The 16959-nt window shown below is 66.5% G+C and carries 17 protein-coding genes; 4 read left to right on the forward strand and 13 right to left on the reverse strand.

What is annotated here, in order from left to right:
• Positions 1-1405 (forward strand): phage portal protein (locus VGV37_RS26010; RefSeq protein WP_326882713.1); only part of this gene is annotated, 1405 nt, incomplete at its 5' end.
• 4 nt (positions 1406-1409) lie between these two features.
• Complete coding sequence (locus VGV37_RS26015; protein ID WP_326882714.1) at positions 1410-1907, forward strand: hypothetical protein; 498 nt, start codon at positions 1410-1412, stop codon at positions 1905-1907.
• A 24-nt stretch (positions 1908-1931) separates the two neighbouring features.
• On the opposite strand, the gene VGV37_RS26020 is transcribed toward VGV37_RS26015, so the two are convergent.
• From VGV37_RS26020 to VGV37_RS26050, 7 genes are all read right to left on the reverse strand, one after another.
• Positions 1932-2357 (reverse strand): DUF1489 domain-containing protein, encoded by a 426-nt coding sequence (locus VGV37_RS26020; RefSeq protein WP_326882715.1) that lies wholly within the window; start codon positions 2355-2357, stop codon positions 1932-1934.
• A gap of 7 nt (positions 2358-2364) precedes the next feature.
• The gene (locus VGV37_RS26025) at positions 2365-3288 is read right to left on the reverse strand and encodes a hydroxymethylglutaryl-CoA lyase (RefSeq protein WP_326882716.1); all 924 of its coding nucleotides are present in this window, start codon (positions 3286-3288) and stop codon (positions 2365-2367) included.
• On the reverse strand, positions 3288-4976 hold the full coding sequence (locus tag VGV37_RS26030) for an AMP-binding protein (protein WP_326882717.1): 1689 nt from the start codon (positions 4974-4976) through the stop codon (positions 3288-3290). The genes VGV37_RS26025 and VGV37_RS26030 overlap by 1 nt, the downstream gene beginning before the upstream one ends.
• A gap of 156 nt (positions 4977-5132) precedes the next feature.
• Positions 5133-7118, reverse strand: a complete 1986-nt coding sequence (locus VGV37_RS26035) for an acetyl/propionyl/methylcrotonyl-CoA carboxylase subunit alpha (protein WP_326882718.1) — start codon at positions 7116-7118, stop codon at positions 5133-5135.
• Positions 7118-7906 (reverse strand): enoyl-CoA hydratase/isomerase family protein, encoded by a 789-nt coding sequence (locus VGV37_RS26040; RefSeq protein ID WP_326882719.1) that lies wholly within the window; start codon positions 7904-7906, stop codon positions 7118-7120. Before VGV37_RS26040 ends, VGV37_RS26035 begins: the two co-directional genes overlap by 1 nt.
• Positions 7907-7910: 4 nt before the next feature.
• A complete protein-coding gene (locus VGV37_RS26045) occupies positions 7911-9515 on the reverse strand; it encodes a carboxyl transferase domain-containing protein (RefSeq protein WP_326882720.1) in 1605 nt (534 codons plus the stop codon).
• A gap of 94 nt (positions 9516-9609) precedes the next feature.
• On the reverse strand, positions 9610-10782 hold the full coding sequence (locus tag VGV37_RS26050) for an isovaleryl-CoA dehydrogenase (protein WP_326882721.1): 1173 nt from the start codon (positions 10780-10782) through the stop codon (positions 9610-9612).
• Positions 10783-10885: 103 nt separating this feature from the next.
• Between VGV37_RS26050 and VGV37_RS26055 the strand changes: the two genes are divergently transcribed.
• Complete coding sequence (locus VGV37_RS26055; protein ID WP_326882722.1) at positions 10886-11497, forward strand: TetR/AcrR family transcriptional regulator; 612 nt, start codon at positions 10886-10888, stop codon at positions 11495-11497.
• A gap of 128 nt (positions 11498-11625) precedes the next feature.
• Here VGV37_RS26055 and VGV37_RS26060 read toward each other — a convergent pair whose 3' ends face one another.
• The gene (locus VGV37_RS26060; RefSeq protein ID WP_326882723.1) at positions 11626-12213 is read right to left on the reverse strand and encodes a carbonic anhydrase; all 588 of its coding nucleotides are present in this window, start codon (positions 12211-12213) and stop codon (positions 11626-11628) included.
• Positions 12214-12529: 316 nt separating this feature from the next.
• Here VGV37_RS26060 and VGV37_RS26065 point away from each other — a divergent pair, with 316 nt between their 5' ends.
• Entirely contained in the window at positions 12530-13084 is a 555-nt protein-coding gene (locus tag VGV37_RS26065; RefSeq protein ID WP_326882724.1) for a GNAT family N-acetyltransferase, read from the forward strand.
• Positions 13085-13090: 6 nt separating this feature from the next.
• On the opposite strand, the gene VGV37_RS26070 is transcribed toward VGV37_RS26065, so the two are convergent.
• The 5 genes from VGV37_RS26070 to VGV37_RS26090 all read right to left on the reverse strand — a co-directional run.
• On the reverse strand, positions 13091-13693 hold the full coding sequence (locus tag VGV37_RS26070; protein WP_326882725.1) for a 2-hydroxychromene-2-carboxylate isomerase: 603 nt from the start codon (positions 13691-13693) through the stop codon (positions 13091-13093).
• Between the two features lie 22 nt (positions 13694-13715).
• Positions 13716-14864 (reverse strand): acyl-CoA dehydrogenase family protein, encoded by a 1149-nt coding sequence (locus tag VGV37_RS26075; RefSeq protein WP_326882726.1) that lies wholly within the window; start codon positions 14862-14864, stop codon positions 13716-13718.
• A gap of 10 nt (positions 14865-14874) precedes the next feature.
• Positions 14875-15561, reverse strand: a complete 687-nt coding sequence (locus VGV37_RS26080) for an SDR family oxidoreductase (protein WP_326882727.1) — start codon at positions 15559-15561, stop codon at positions 14875-14877.
• A gap of 4 nt (positions 15562-15565) precedes the next feature.
• The gene (locus tag VGV37_RS26085) at positions 15566-16747 is read right to left on the reverse strand and encodes an acetyl-CoA C-acetyltransferase (protein WP_326882728.1); all 1182 of its coding nucleotides are present in this window, start codon (positions 16745-16747) and stop codon (positions 15566-15568) included.
• A gap of 82 nt (positions 16748-16829) precedes the next feature.
• The coding region (locus tag VGV37_RS26090; protein ID WP_326882729.1) for an acyl-CoA dehydrogenase family protein at positions 16830-16959 on the reverse strand (130 nt) is incomplete at its 5' end.

Consider the following 16959-nt stretch of genomic DNA (forward strand, 5'->3'; position numbering starts at 1 on the left):
CAACATCGGGCTGCGGCGCCAGGTCAGCCAGCTCAACTATTTCACCGAGGGCAACACGCCGGAAGCACTGATCGGCGTGCCGGAGCAATGGACCCCGGACCAGATCCGCCAGTTCCAGGAGTACTGGGACGCGCTGCTCGAAGGCAATCTGGCGGCGCGGCGCCACACCCGCTTCGTGCCGGGTGGCCTCAAATACCAGCCGATCCGCGACGTGCCGCTCAAAGACGAGTTCGACGAATGGCTGGCCCGGGTGGTGTGCTTCGCTTTCTCGATCCCGCCGACCGCGTTCTCGAAACAGACCAACCGGGCGACGGCGGAGACGGCCCAGGGCACGGCGACGGCGGAGGGGCTGCAGCCTTTGCTGGTCTGGCTGAAGGGCCTGATCGACCGGGTGATCGGCCAGGTGCTGGGCTGCGCGGACCTGGAGTTCGCCTGGACCGACCGGACCGCGCCGGATCCGGCGACCCAGGCGACGATCGCGGCAGGCTATGTCGGCGCCGGCATCAAGACGCGCAACGAGGTGCGGGCGGAGCTGGGCCTCGACCCGGTCGCCGGCGGCGACGCGCTCACCACGGCGACACCTGCGGCACCGCTGCCGGGCGGGATGGTCAAGGCGAACTTCAATCCATTCGAGCCACGCGGCGCGCATGAGCGCTGGATTCGCGGCGGCACGGGACCCAAGGCCCGCCTTTTCCTCGTCGACGGCGACAGCGCGGAAGAGCTGGACCGTGACGCGGAGCCGCCCGGCGCAAGACGGGTCCGAACCTTCGACGAATTCCCACCCTATCTCCAAGCCTCTGTACTGGCCGCGGGGAGTACGGCACGCGTCGAGCGTCTCATGGAGGGCGAGGACCTCGCCGAGACGCACTACGAATACGTCCAAGCTCAGGCCACGTTGCGGCAGATCGATCCGAACAATCGGCTCCTGAGCGGGCTGCACTCACCGGAGTGGCTGCCAAGCGAAGACGACGTTGCCGAAATGCAGGCCGCCCTTCGGTCGGCGACAGCATCGGCGGCGACTAGGCCGAACTGGCGTGAATCGGAGAGTGACGTCGGGCGTGACCTGGGCTCGGATGCGAGGCCTCAAGTCAGCTTCAAGAACGGAATCGAAGTGCGTTGGGGTACACCCGGAAGTGTAAGACCAGATTACGTTCAAGCTGATGTCGCCACTTTCGAAGTCAAGAACTACGATATCGAAACCAATTCCGCGGCGCTGATCAGAAACGTCGCCGATCAAGCGATTCAACGCGCCTATCAGCTTCCTGAGCAACTGATTCAAAACGTGATCATCGATATCCGAGGTCAGACCGTGAGCGAGAGTCGGCAGCAAGATATCATAGGGCGCATCGTAAAACGCACCAACGGTGCGCTGGACGCTGACTCGATCGAATTCAAAAGGAAGTGAGACAATGTTCAATGTTGGATTCTATGGCGGCAGCGAGATCCGAGAACTCGGTCCCGCCTCCGACATGCAGGTTTTCTTCGGCTGTACCCGCCTCGCCGCTTCATATGCGACACCCGATGAAGACTACAGCCTGCTGACCGATCGTCTGTATAGACGCTATCTGCGTTTAAACGAATTGAATCCGGCAACTGATCTTGTATCGAAAGCCCGCAAGGTGCTGAACACCATGCCGGCAGACAGGGTCGATTGGCCAAAGCTCGGATGGGATCCGCTTTCGACTCGACTGAATATTTCTTCTGGAAGTGTTGGCGATGTTCTTGTTCGTTACCTCGACGGCGCTCGGGATCTGATCAGCAACGCCCGTGGTTTCGAGAAGCGTTTTCACAGCTACAAGCCCGTCATCACGATCGTCACCGACACACCACGATTTTACATCGAAAAGAGCCGCCCACTCGCCGACTACGATGCCCTTGAAGGCGAGCCCGTGTGGCTTCGGTCATGATCGATCCGCCAGCCGGCCACTCGTTCACATCAGCCCTAACGCCCGCAACTCCTTCACCATCCCCGCCGGCATTTCTTCGGTCTCGTCCTTATGGTTCGGGTCGCGGTCGAGCGGGGCGTCTTCGGCGGATAGATAGCGCCAGCCCTGCATCGGCCGCTGGGTGCGGTGGATGACGCGCACCAGATCGGGCCCCAGGTGGATGGCGCAAAAGCGGCCGCCGCCCTCGACGTCGGTAACGGCTTCCAGCGCCGTGATGCGCTGGCGCACGCGCACCTGGCCCTTGATGATCCAGTAGAGCGACCCGCCCTCCAGGATCTCGGCGCCGCGCTTGGGGAAATTGCGCGTGCGGTGGATCAGCGGCTCGCCGCGCAGCATCCGGTTGGCCTGCCATTCCGCCAGATCCTCGACCGAATCGCAGCCGACGCACATCTTGATCAGGTGCAGCGCCATCGCAGGATCAGGCCGCCTGCTGCTTCGCCAGCACCTGGGCGACCTTGGAGGCCGGCGCCTTGCCGATCACGGCGGTGATCGCGCGGCCGGCGGCGGCCAGCTTGGCGAGGTCGACCCCGGTCCGGATGCCCATGCCATCCAGCATGTAGACCACGTCCTCGGTCGCGACGTTGCCGGTCGCTCCCTTGGCATAGGGGCAGCCGCCCAATCCTGCGACGGCGCTGTCGATCACGGCCACGCCCAGCTCCAGGCAGGCCAGGATGTTGGCGAGCGCCTGGCCCCAGGTGTCGTGGAAATGGACCGCCAGCCGCTCGACCGGCACCACCGCCTGGACGGCTCGGATCATCGCCTGGGCTTTCAGGGGCGTGCCCGTGCCGATCGTGTCGCCGAGCGAGATTTCGTAGCAGCCCATGTCGGCGAGCGCCTTGGCGACCGACGCCACCGCGGCCGGCGCGACGTCGCCCTCGTAGGGGCAGCCCAGCACGCAGGAGATATAGCCGCGCACGCGGATGCCCCGGGCCAGCGCCGCATCGACCACGGGCCGGAACCGCTCCAGGCTGTCGGCGATCGAGCAGTTGATGTTCTTCTGGCTGAAACTCTCGGACGCGGCGCCGAACACCGCGATCTCCTCGACCCCGGCGGCGACGGCAGCCTCCAGGCCTTTCAGATTCGGCACCAGCACCGGGTAGGAGACGCCGGGCGTGCGGGTGATCGCCGCCATCACCTCGGCCGTGTCGGCCATCTGCGGCACCCATTTCGGCGAGACGAAGCTGCCGGACTCGATGGTCTTCAGGCCCGCGCCGACCAGCGCCTCGATCAGCGCCACCTTGGCCGCGAGCGGCACGACGGCGGATTCGTTCTGCAGCCCGTCGCGCGGGCCGACCTCGACGATGCGGACGGATTTGGGCAGCGCGCCTGCGGACATCGCCATCAGGCCGACCGCTTCGGAGCCAGGTTCAGCTGCTTCATCACCTGTTCGCGCATGATGAATTTCTGGATCTTGCCGGTCACGGTCATGGGGAATTCCTCGACGAAATAGACGTAGCGCGGGATCTTGTAATGCGCGATCTGGCCCTGGCAAAAAGCCCGGACCGCGTCGGCATCCAGGTCGGCCCCGGCCCTGAGCTTGATCCAGACGCACAGTTCCTCGCCGAACCGGTCGTCCGGCACGCCGAAAACCTGGGCCGCCTCGATCTGGGGATGGCGGAACAGGAACTCCTCGATCTCCCGAGGATATATGTTCTCGCCGCCCCGGATGACCAGATCCTTGATGCGGCCGACGATGTTGCAATAGCCCTCGTCGTCGATCACGCCCAGGTCGCCGGTATGCATCCAGCCGGCGGTATCGACCGCTTCGGCGGTCCGTTCCGGGTCGTTCCAATAGCCCAGCATCACCGAATAGCCGCGGGTCAGAATCTCGCCGGGCTGGCCCCGCGGCACGATGCGGCCCTCGCCATCGACGATCTTGACCTCCAGGTGCGGATGGATGCGGCCGACCGTCGAGACCCGGCGCTCGATCGGATCGTCGGTAGCACTCTGAAAGCTGACCGGGCTGGTCTCGGTCATGCCATAGGCGATGGTGACCTCACGCAGGTGCATCTGGTCGATCACCCGGCGCATCACCTCGATCGGACAGGGCGAGCCCGCCATGATGCCGGCGCGCAAGGGCGAGAGATCGAACGTGGCGAAATCCGGATGCTCCATCTCGGCGATGAACATGGTCGGCACGCCATGGACGAGGGTGCAGCGCTCAGCCTCGATCGTCTGCAGCACGGCCAGCGGATCGAAGCCCTCGCACGGGAATACCATTGTGGCGCCGTGGGACATGCAGGCCAGCACCGACATGACCATGCCGAAGCAATGATAGAGCGGCACCGGGATGCACAGCCGATCGCCCTCGCGGAGCCCCATCGCCTCGGCCACGAAGAAGCCGTTGTTGAGGATGTTGTGATGGGTCAGCGTGGCGCCCTTGGGCAGGCCGGTCGTGCCGCTGGTGAACTGGATGTTGATCGGATCGTCGAACTGCAGCCGACCGGCGAGATCGGCGAGCGTCCCCCGCTCCGCCGCTCCGCCCCGACCGGGCAGATCGGCGAATTTCAGCATGCCCGGCTGATCCGCCGGGTCGAGATGGATCACGATGCGCAGGTCCGGCAGCCGGGCGGCCTGCAGCACACCCGGCTGCGCCGTGGCCAGTTCCGGCGCCAGGTCGCGCAGCATGCCCAGGTAATCGCTGGTCTTGAACCGGCTGGCGCTGATGATCGCCTTGCAGCCGGACAGCTTCAGCGCATGCTCCAGCTCGCTCAGGCGGTAGGCCGGATTGATGTTGACCAGGATCAGCCCGGCCTTGGCCGCGGCGAAGATCGTCTGGACCCATTCGGCATTGTTCGGCGACCAGATGCCGATCCGGTCGCCCGGCACCAGGCCCAGCGCCAGCAGACCGGCCGCGAGCCCGTCGACCCGTGCCGCCAATTCCCGATAGGTCCAATGCAGGTCCTGGTGCCGGACCACCAGGCCCTCGCGATCGCCCCAGCGCGCGACGGCCTGGTCGAAATGCCGGCCGATCGTCTCGCCAATGAGCGGGATGCTGCTGGTCCCGCTGACGTAGCTGCCCTGTTGCATGGCGGTGGCCTCCTGGTTCGGTCATCTTTTTTCCGTCATGCCCGGGCTTGACCCGGGCATCCCCGCGTTGCCGCTTGCGAGGCACTTGGCGGAAAAGGTGTCCTGCTCATCCGCGTGGATGGCCGGGTCAAGCCCGGCCATGACGTGGTGGGATAGCTAGGCTTTCTCGTCCGCGAACGCGATCAGTTCGGCGCCGTCTTCGACCAGGTCGCCGACCGCATAACGGACGCGGTCGATCGTGCCATCCATCGGCGCGGTGATCGTGTGCTCCATCTTCATCGCCTCGACCACCAGCAACGGGGCGCCGCGCTTCACCACGTCGCCGGCCGCGACCAGCACCTGGGTGATCTTGCCCGGCATGGGCGCGGTCAGCCGGCCGACGCCGGCCGCTTCGCTGCGGGCGGGATTAAGCGGGTCGACGATGGTCAGCTTGTGGTTCACGCCGCCCAGCATGATGGTCAGCTCGTCGCCGATGCGGACGAGCGCCACCGGCTGCTTCACGCCGTCGAGCGTCAGCGTCCCGCCGTCGCCGGCCACCAGCGCCGGCCCGTCGGGCAGGTCGAGCAGAAAGCCGCCTTGCCGCGGGTGGGCGCGCACGGCGACTGTTGCCTCGCCGTCGAGCAGCACCAGGTCCTGATAGCCATCGCCGTTCATCCGCCAGGCATGGGCGGAATTCCAGGGCGAATGTGGATCGTGCGACAGGGCGGCCGACGCGGTCACGGCGGCCTGCCGGTCGCGCAACAGCCGCAGCGCCGCCGCCGCCAACGCCAGACGGGGCGCGGGGCCGGCGGCCGGGAAAAGGTCGCCGCCATGACGGCCGATGAAGCCGGTATCGAGTTCGGCCGCCCGGAACGCCGGATGGTCGGCCAACGTCTTCAGGAAAGCCAGGTTGGTCGTGACGCCGACCACCTCGTAATCGGCCAGCGCCTCCGACAGGCGCTGCGCCGCGGACGCGCGGTCGCGGTCCCAGACGATCAGCTTGGCGATCATCGGGTCGTAATGGATCGAGATCGTGTCGCCGGCGCGCACGCCGGTATCGACCCGGACATGGTCACCCTCCGCCGGCGCCTTCAAATGCGCGAGCGTACCGATCGACGGCAGGAAATCGCGGTTCGGATCCTCGGCATAGACCCGCACCTCGATCGCGTGGCCGGTGATGGTCAATTGGTCCTGGGTCAGCGGCAGCGGCTCGCCGGACGCGACGCGCAATTGCCATTCGACCAGATCCTGGCCGGTGATCGCCTCGGTCACCGGATGCTCGACCTGCAGGCGCGTGTTCATTTCCATGAAATAGAACGCATCGCCCTCGGCGATGAACTCGACCGTGCCGGCGCCGACATAGCCGATGGCGCGGGCGGCGGCGCAGGCGGCCTCGCCCATGCTGCGCCGACGCTCCGGGTCCAGGCCAGGCGCCGGCGCCTCTTCCACCACTTTCTGGTGCCGGCGCTGGATCGAGCAGTCGCGTTCGAACAGGGAGACCGTGTTGCCCTGGGTGTCGGCGAACACCTGGATCTCGATATGGCGCGGCCGGCCCAGGTATTTCTCGATCAGCACCTGGTCGTCACCGAACGAGGCCGCTGCTTCGCGCTTGGCCGATGCGATGGCGGCATCGAGATCTTCCGGCTTCTCGACCACGCGCATGCCCTTGCCGCCGCCGCCGGCCGAAGCCTTGATCAGCACCGGATAGCCGATGCGCCGGGCCGCCTCGGTCAGCAGCGTCGGATCCTGGTCGGCGCCGTGATAGCCCGGCACCAACGGCACGCCGGATTTCTCCATCAGCGATTTCGCCGCCGATTTCGAGCCCATGGCGCGGATGGCGCCGGGCGGCGGCCCGATGAAGGTGATGCCGGCCGCCGCACAGGCCTCGGCGAAACCCGCATTCTCGCTCAGGAAACCGTAGCCCGGGTGGATCGCCTGGGCACCGGACTTGCGGGCGGCCTCCAGGATCTTCTCGACCACGAGATAGCTCTCGCGCGCCGGTGCCGGGCCGATCGGATAGGCCTCGTCGGCAAGATCGACGTGGCGCGCACCGGCATCGGCCTCGGAATAGACCGCAACGGTGCGGATGCCGAGCTTCCGCGCGGTCTTGATGACCCGGCAGGCGATCTCGCCCCGGTTGGCGATCAGGATCTTGGAAAACATCAGATGTCCTTCCGCCAGGCGGGTTCGCGTTTGGCCAGGAAGGCGCCGATGCCCTCCCGCCCTTCTTCCGATGCGCGGCGCAGCGCGATGCGCCGGCCGGTCTCGCTCATGACCTCGTCGGTCAGCGGTCGGTCGACCGTGAACACCAGGTCCTTGGAATCCGCCTGGGCGCCCGGAGCACCTTGGAAGATCGCGGCCAGGATCCTGTCGCGCGCGGCCTCCATCTGGTCCGGCGGCACGACTTCGTGGACCAAGCCGATCCACCGGGCCTCGTCGGCCGGTATCACTTCGGCCGTCTGGAAATAACGCCGCGCCTGGCGCGGGCCGATCGCGGCCACGACATAGGGGCTGATCGCCGCCGGCAGGATGCCGAGCTTGACCTCGGACAGGCAGAAGCTCGCCCGCCCCGACGCGATCGCGATGTCGCAGCAGGCGACCAGGCCGACGCCGCCGCCATAGGCGGCACCGTTGATCAGGCCGATGGTCGGTTTCGGCAGCCGGTCGAGCGTGTGCATCAGCTGGGCGAGGCCGGCCGCGTCGGCCAGGTTCTCCTCGTAGGAATAGCCCGCCATGCGCTTCATCCAGCCGAGATCGGCGCCGGCCGAGAAGCTCTTGCCGGCGCCGGTCAGGATCAGCGCGCGCACGGCCGGGTCGGCACCGTAGCTCGCCAAAACCTGGGTCAGTTCGGCGATCAGCGCGTCGTCGAACGCGTTGTGGATCTGGGGCCGGTTCAAGGTGACGGTCGCGACGCCGCGGGCGTCGATGCCGTGGATCAGATCGTCGGTCATGCCATCACATCCGGAACAGGCCGAACCGGGTCGGTTCGATCGGCGCGTTGAACGAGGCCGACAGGCCCAGGCCCAGCACCAGCCGCGTATCGGCCGGGTCGATCACGCCATCGTCCCACAGGCGCGCGCTGGCGTAATAGGGATGGCCCTGGGTCTCGTATTGCTGGCGGACCGGCGACTTCAGCGCCTCTTCCTCCTCGGCCGACCAACTGCCGCCCTTGGCCTCGATGCCGTCGCGCTTGACCTGGGCCAGGACGGAGGCCGCCTGCTCGCCGCCCATGACGCTGATGCGCGCATTGGGCCACATCCACAGGAAGCGCGGGCTGTAGGCCCGGCCGCACATGCCGTAATTGCCGGCGCCGAAGCTGCCGCCGATGATCACGGTGAATTTCGGCACGTTGGCCGTCGCCACCGCCGTCACCATCTTGGCGCCGTCCTTGGCGATGCCGCCGGCCTCGTATTTCCGGCCGACCATGAAGCCGGTGATGTTCTGCAGAAACACGAGCGGAATGCCGCGCTGGGCGCACAGCTCGATGAAATGGGCGCCCTTCTGGGCGCTTTCGGAAAACAGGATGCCGTTGTTGGCGACGATGCCGACCGGATAGCCCCAGATCCGGGCGAAGCCGGTGACGAGCGTCGGACCGTAGAGCTGCTTGAACTCGTCGAACTCGCTGCCGTCGACGATGCGGGCGATGATCTCGCGCACGTCGTAGGGCTTGCGCGCGTCGGCCGGCACGACGCCGTAGATCTCTTCCGGCGCATGGAGCGGCTCGACCGGCTCCCGCAGGTCGACGGTCGGCTGCTTCACCCGGTTGAGGTTGCCGACGATGCGGCGCGCGATGCCGAGCGCGTGCGGGTCGCTGTCGGCCATGTGGTCGGTGACGCCGGAGATGCGGCTATGGACCTCGGCCCCGCCCAGGTCTTCGGCCGACACGACTTCGCCGGTCGCGGCCTTCACCAGAGGCGGGCCGGCCAGGAAGATCGTGCCCTGGTTCTTGACGATGATCGACTCGTCCGACATGGCCGGCACATAGGCACCGCCGGCGGTGCAGGAGCCCATGACCACGGCGATCTGCGGGATGCCGGCCGCCGACATCTGGGCCTGGTTGTAGAAGATCCGGCCGAAATGGTCGCGGTCGGGAAATACCTCGTCCTGGTTCGGCAGGTTGGCGCCGCCGCTGTCGACCAGATAGACGCACGGCAGGTTGTTCTCGCGCGCGATGTCCTGGGCCCTGAGATGCTTCTTCACGGTCATCGGGAAATAGGTGCCGCCCTTGACCGTCGCATCATTGGCGATGATGACGCATTCGCGGCCCGCGACCCGGCCGATGCCGGTGATGATGCCGGCCGACGCGATCTCGCCGCCATAGAGGCCGTGGGCCGCCAGCTGCGAGAATTCCAGGAACGGCGAGCCCGGGTCGATCAGGGTACGGATGCGGTCGCGCGGCAGCAGCTTGCCGCGCGCCAGGTGTTTGGCTCTGGCGCCCTCACCACCGCCCTGGCGGATCGCATCGACCTTGGCGCGCAGATCCGCGACCACGGCACGCATCGCGGCCTCGTTGGCCCGGAACCCATCCGAGCGGACATCCAAAGCGCTGGTCAGAAGCATCGTCGGGGTTCCTTGATAGAGACGCTTACGGCCTTGAACACCCTCCCCTGCGACGCGCTGGACGGACGGGGTGGGTGGGCTGGGTATGCTAGGCTCAGGCGGTTTCCTTGAACAGCTCGCGGCCGATCAGCATGCGTCGGATTTCCGACGTGCCGGCGCCGATCTCGTAGAGCTTGGCGTCGCGCAGCAGCCGGCCGGTCGCATAATCGTTGATGTAGCCGTTGCCGCCCAGGCACTGGATTGCCTCCAGCGCCATCCAGGTCGCCTTCTCGGCCGCGTACAGGATCGCGCCGGCCGCGTCCTTGCGCGTCGTCTCGCCCCGGTCGCACGACTTGGCGACGGCATAGACGTAGGCCCGGGCCGCGTTCAGCGTGACATACATGTCGGCGAGCTTGCCCTGCATCAGCTGGAACTCGCCGATCGCCTGGCCGAACTGCTTGCGCTCATGCACATAGGGCAGCACCACGTCCATGCACGCCTGCATGATGCCGAGCGGGCCCGCCGCCAGCACGGCCCGCTCATAGTCGAGCCCGCTCATCAGCACGGCCGCACCGCGCCCGACCTGGTTCAGCACGTTCTCTTCCGGCACCTCGCAATCCTCGAACACCAGCTCGCAGGTGTTGGAACCGCGCATGCCCAGCTTGTCCAGCTTCTGCGCCGTGGAAAAGCCCTTGAAGCCCTTCTCGACCAGGAACGCCGTCATGCCCTTCGAGCCTGCCGCCGGGTCGGTCTTGCCATAGACCACGAGCGTATCCGCGTCCGGCCCGTTGGTGATCCACATCTTCGTGCCGTTCAGCACGTAACGGTCGCCGCGCTTGTCGGCCCTGAGCTTCATCGACACCACGTCCGAGCCCGCTCCCGGCTCCGACATGGCCAAGGCACCCACATGCTCGCCCGACACCAGCTTCGGCAGATACCGGCGCTTCTGCGCCTCGGTACCGTTCAGCTTGATCTGGTTGACGCAGAGATTGGAATGCGCGCCATAGGACAGACCCACCGAGGCCGACGCCCGGCTGATCTCCTCCATCGCGATGGTATGTTCCAGGTAACCAAGCCCAGCACCGCCATATTCTTCCGGCACGGTGATGCCCAGCACGCCGAGCTCGCCGAACTTGCGCCACAGATCCATCGGGAACTGGTTCGTCCGGTCGATCTCCGCCGCCCGGGGCGCAATCTCGGCCGCCGAAAAACTCAGAACGCTCTCCCGGATCGCGTCCGCCGTCTCCCCTAGATCAAAGTTCAACGACGGCATCTGGTTCGACAGCATCAGGGATCTCCCTATCGACCGAAAGAAACGGTCATACGTTTGTTTCTTGTAGACTGCCCAATTTCCGTCCAAGCTGCAAGGGCTGAAATGGGGAGAAGAAACCATGTCGCGCACGGCGGGATCGCACGGTCCGGCAACCTTGGCGGCGATCCGCAAATCGGGTCTGCGGCTGATCTATGAGCACGGCTACGAGGCGCTGACGCTCCGCGCGCTGGCGGCCGACGTCGGCATCCTGTCGGGTTCGCTCTACAACCACATCAAGACCAAGCAGGACCTGCTGTTCACGCTGGTGCGCGACCACATGACCGACCTGTTGGCCAATCTGGACCTGGCGCTGGCCGGCCAGGACGATCCGACCGAAGCGCTCATGGCCTTCGTCCGCCTGCACGTGACCTATCACATGGAACGGCGTTACGAGGTCTATATCGCCAATTCGGAACTGCGCAGCCTGGAGCCGCCGAACCGCGCGGCCATCGTCGCGATGCGCCAGGCCTACGAGAGCCGGCTCATCCGCATCCTCGATCGCGGCGTCGCAGCCGGGCGATTCCAGGTCGCCGAGACCCGCGTCGGCGCCTTCGCCATCATCGCTATGCTGACCGGCATCTGCAGCTGGTACCGGCCCGACGGCCCGCTCGGCCCCGAGGAAATCGTGCGCCTGCACACCGAGTTGGTGATGCAGGGGCTGAAAAATGACACCCCGCCGAAAGTGCCCTGAACCATCTGACCCGGTAAACCAAATTTACTGGAACTGCTCGTCGCCCAGGCCAACGGTCGAGGGCATTCTCTCGCTGACGTCGAAGCCCTTGGTCGCGGCCACCCCGGTCCGATCTACGAGATTCGACCTCACACCACCCGTTCGAGCTCGCCCCGCTCGAAGTCGAAGTGCCAGCCATGGAGCTGGAGCTGGCCTGCCTGCACGCGTTCGGCGATCCAGGGAAAGGTCATGATGTTCTCGAGGGTGATGCGGATGCTCTCGTGCTCGCACAGATGCTGAACGGTTTCGCTCGCGGTCGCGGCAGCGGCTGCCGCCAGCGCGCGCTCACGCGCCGGTGCGGCGATTTCCATCCAGCGACCGATGAAGTCGCCCTGCTCGCCGCCTTGCAGCAGCGCGCGGATGCCGCCGCAGCGGGCGTGGCCCAGCACGACGATATGCTCGACCTTGAGCGAGCGGACCGCGAATTCGAGGGCGGCCGACGTGCCGTGGTGGTCGCTGTCGGGTGCATAAGGCGGCACGAGATTCGCGACATTGCGCACGCAGAAGATCTCGCCCGGCTTGGCATCGAAGATCATCTGCGGATCGACCCGGGAGTCGGCGCAGGTGATGACCATCGCGCGCGGCGATTGTCCGGCGGCCAGCGCTTCGAAGACATCCTTGTTCTGAGACCAGTAGGTCTCGCGGAACCGGCGGTATCCTTCGATCAAACGTTCCATGCGGCGTCCTCGTTCGGTCGTGGGCTATCAGGGACGAGCCGCATGTATGCCGTCTTGCCGGGCGCTCGGCAATGTTTGATGTGCAAATGCGTAACGAGGCACCGCATCGCACCATTATTTCGCCGATGGAGCGGCGACCGCAACGGCCGCCGGACCTCCTCCAAGCGACGCCGCGGCACATCCAGGGTCAGGCAGCCGTGCGATCGGGTCGAGCCATGGGAAGTCCCATTTAATAAAAACCTATATCACATCATATCCGATATAGGATATATATGGTGGAATAGTTTCTACCGCCAGCCTCGCCCGCGGAGCCGCCATGATCCAACTTGCCGAAATCCAGGGCTACGGCCCCTCCCTCTTCGCCGTCGCCGGGCGGCGCGTCGTCCGGCTGACCGAGGCGGATGCCGCTGTCCTTCAGCGGCTGCTTTCACGCTGCGACGATTATTTCGAGATGCTCGAAGGCCGTCCGGCCGGACCGACGGCGGCGCTGGAACAGTTGCGCGACGCACCCGGCGGATGCCTGCCGGACGATATCGTCCACCTGGGCATCCTGGGGCGAGACGGCGAGTTGCTGGGCCTGATCGGCGCGCTTCGCCATCATTGCCGGCCGGATCAATGGTACCTGGGGTTCCTCCTGCTCGACCCTGCCTGGCGCGGACGCGGCGTCGGCTCGACGGCTTATTGGGCGTTCCAGCAATGGGCCGCGGCGCAGGGCGCCCAATCGATCGTCCTGGCCGTTCTCAAGGACAACGAACGCGCCCACCGGTTCTGGCGGAGCCTGGGCTTCGGCGACCCGCGCAGCTATCCGGTGCGCCAGATCGGTCTGAAGCGCCACATCCTGATCGAGTACGAGAAGAACCTGGTCGGCTGAGTGGTCTTACCAGCCGCCCTTTTCCAGCCAGAGTTCGAGCTGGTCCAACCGGTCGTGGCCCCAGAACGGCTCGTCGTCGACGAAGAAGAACGGCGAGCCGAACACCTCGCGCGCGATTGCGGCATCGACCTCGGCCTTGACCAGTTCCTTGGTCTCGTGCGCCTGAATGCCGGCCTGAACCCAGTCCGGGTCGAAGCCCAGTTCGGCGGCGATGCCGACCACGGCCTCGACCGGGCAGATGTCCCGCCCCTTGCCGAACGCATGGTCGTAGAGCGCGCGGGCCAGCCTGACCGCCCCTTCCGGGTCGCTCTGCGCCACGAAATAGAACGCGCGGCAGGCAGTCACCGTACCGAACGGGAATTGTGCCGGCAGGACGAACGGTAGGCCCAGCAGGCGGGCCGAGCGCGGCGCGTCATGCATGAAATAGCCGCCTTTCAGCGGCAGGGTCGGCAGCGGGCCGGCGCCGGTGATCTTGAATACCGCGCCGAGCAGGAACGGTCGCCACCGGACCGGCACGCCATGCTTGCGGCCGATCTCGTCGATGCGCGCCGTCGCGATATAGCCGTAAGGCGAGGAAAAATCGAAATAGAAGTCGATCGCATGGGCCATCGGTCGTTCCCTCCCCAACCTTCTAGTGCGTGCCGCCCTCGTTTGCGAGTTGACGGGCGATCACCAGCCGCTGGATGTCGCTGGTGCCTTCGTAGATCTGGCAGACCCGGACGTCGCGATAGATCCGCTCGACCGGAAAGTCCTTCAGGTAGCCGTACCCGCCGTGGATCTGGATCGCGGCGGAGCACACCGCCTCGGCCATCTCCGATGCGAACAGTTTGGCCATCGCCGCCTCCTTGAGGCAAGGCAGTCCAGCATCGCGCAAGACAGCCGCCTGCAGATAGAGCAGCCGGGCCGCCTCGATCTTCGTCGCCATATCGGCCAAGCGGAATGCGACGGCCTGGTGGTTCTGGATCTTGACGCCGAACGTCTCGCGCTCGGCGGCGTAGCGCTGAGCGGCTTCGAACGCGGCGCGCGCCATGCCGACCGACTGGGCGGCGATGCCGATGCGCCCGCCTTCGAGGTTGGACAGGGCGATCTTGTAGCCCTCGCCCTCACGGCCCAGCATCAGGTCATCGTCGAGCGCCATCTCCTCGAACGTGATCTGCGCCGTGTCGGAGGCGTGCTGACCCAGCTTTTCCTCGACGCGGGCGACCTGGTAGCCCGGTGTCGAAACCGGCACGATGAAGGCTGAGATGCCGCGCTTGCCGGCGGCCGGGTCCGTCACGGCGAACACGATGGCGACGTCGCCGTTCTTGCCCGAAGTGATGAACTGCTTCGTGCCGTTCAATACCCAGCGGCCGCCCTCGCGCCGCGCCCGGGTCCGGATCGCGGACGCGTCGGAGCCCGCCTGCGGCTCGGTCAGGCAGAAGGCGCCCAGCATGCGGCCGCGCGCCATGGGCTTCAGGAACCGCTCCTTCTGCGCCTCGCTGCCGAATTTAAGGATCGGCATGCAGCCGACCGAATTATGCACGCTCATGATGGTCGAAGTGGCGCCGTCGCCGGCCGCGATCTCCTCGATGGCGAGCGCGTAGGCGACATGATCGACGCCGGCGCCGTCGAATTCCTCGGGTACCAGCATGCCGAGGAAGCCCAACTCGCCCATCTCGGCCAAAGCTTCACGCGGGAAGCGATGCTCACGGTCCCAGGCCTCGGCGTTGGGCGCCAGGCGCTCGCGCGCGAAATTGCGCGCCATGTCCCGGATCATCGCCTGCTGTTCGTTGAAGATCATAATCTGATGCTCACCAGGGCAGCTCCGCCCCGTCGTAATTGTAGAAACGCCCGGTCTCGGCGACCGTCAGCCGCTCGATCACTTGGCGCATGCCGTTGACGCTCTCGGTCGGCTCGATATCCGCGTCCTTGCCGCCCATGTCGGTCTTGACCCAGCCCGGGTGGAGCATTGCCATGGCGAAGCCGGTCGCCGCCAGATCGAGCGCCAGGGAATGCCAGACCGCGTTCAACGCCGCCTTGGACGAGCGGTAGGCATAGCTGCCGCCGGAGACGTTGCCGCCGATCGAGCCCATCCGGCTCGACACCGCCACCAGCTTCTTGCCCTTGGCCTTTTCCAGGTTACGCTTCAGGGCGCCGACCAATGCCACCGGCGCCACCGCATTGACCGCGAAGGTCTCGAGCCAGCTGGTCCGGTCGATGTTGTCGGCGGTCATGCCGCGCGGCCCAATCACGCCGGCGTTGGCGATCAGGATGTCGAGCGGCGCCGATCCGAAGGCCGAGGCGAGCGCATCGATCGAGCGCTTCTCGGTCACTTCGAGCGGCAGCACGACGATGTCGCCCTTGAGGCCGCCGAGCCCGCCCGGCCGGGTGACGTCCCGGCAGGTCGCATAGACGCGCCAGCCCTCGTCGGCATATTGCCGGGCGAATTCCAGGCCCAGGCCGCGGCTGGCGCCGGTGATGAGAACGCTGTTCCCCATCGCGTCAGATCCGCTCGACGGCGAGCGCGGTCGCTTCGCCGCCGCCGATACACAGCGAGGCGACGCCGCGCTTCAGGTCGTATTGCTCGAGGGCGGCCAGCAAGGTCACGATCAGCCGCGCGCCGGACGCGCCGATCGGATGGCCCAGCGCGCAGGCACCGCCGTGAACGTTGACCTTGTCGTGCGGCAGGTCCAGGTCGCGCATCGCCGCCATGGTGACGACCGCGAAAGCCTCGTTGATCTCGTAGAGATCGACGTCGCCGGCCCGCCAATCGAGCTTCGACAGCAGATTGCCGATCGCCTTGACCGGCGCGGTGGTGAACCAGGCCGGCGCCTGTGCATGGGTCGCGTGGCCGCGGATCACGGCCAGCGGCTTCAGGCCGCGTCGATCGGCTTCGGACCGGCGCATCAGCACCAGGGCGGCCGCGCCGTCGGAAATCGATGAGGAATTGGCCGCCGTCACCGTGCCGTCGGCGCGGAATGCCGGCTTCAGGGTCGGGATCTTGTCCGGCCGGGCCTTCAGCGGCTGCTCGTCGGTATCGATCACCGTGTCGCCGCCGCGGCCTTTGATCGTGACCGCCGCAATCTCGCCCTTGAACCGGCCGCCCTCGATGGCCTTCCTGGCCCGGTCGAGCGAGGCCAGCGCGAAGGCGTCCTGGTCCTCGCGGCTGAACCGGTAATGCCCGGCGCAATCCTCGGCGAAAGTGCCCATCAGGCGGCCCTTGTCATAGGCGTCTTCGAGCCCGTCGAGGAACATGTGATCGAGCGTGCGGCCATGGCCGAGGCGATAGCCGCCGCGCGCCTTGTCGAGCAGATAAGGCGCGTTCGACATGCTCTCCATGCCGCCGGCAACCATGATCCGGGCACTGCCGGCGGCGATCAGGTCATGGGCCAGCATGGCCGCCTTCATGCCTGAGCCGCAAACCTTGTTGATGGTCGTGCACGGCACCGATTGCGGCAGGCCCGCGCCCAGCGCCGCCTGGCGCGCCGGCGCCTGGCCCAGGCCGGCTGGCAGCACGCAGCCCATGATCGCCTCGTCGATCGCATCGACATCGAGGCCGGCGCGTTCGACGGCCGCCTTGATCGCGGTGGCACCCAGCTGCGGGGCCGCCACATCCTTCAGGTCGCCCTGGAACCCGCCCATGGCGGTGCGGGCCATGCCGACGATGACGATCGGGTCGCTCATCCGTGAAAACTCCTCGCTCACATCAACATCTTTCATGATCGCCAGACCCGGCCCGCTCCTGCGTCGCGGGAAGGGGCTAGGCTCAGGCGGTTTCCTTGAACAGCTCGCGGCCGATCAGCATGCGTCGGATTTCCGACGTGCCGGCGCCGATCTCGTAGAGCTTGGCGTCGCGCAGCAGCCGGCCGGTCGCATAATCGTTGATGTAGCCGTTG

It is taken from the genome of Aliidongia sp. (assembly GCF_035943795.1).
Classification (GTDB): Bacteria; Pseudomonadota; Alphaproteobacteria; order ATCC43930; family CGMCC-115725; genus Aliidongia.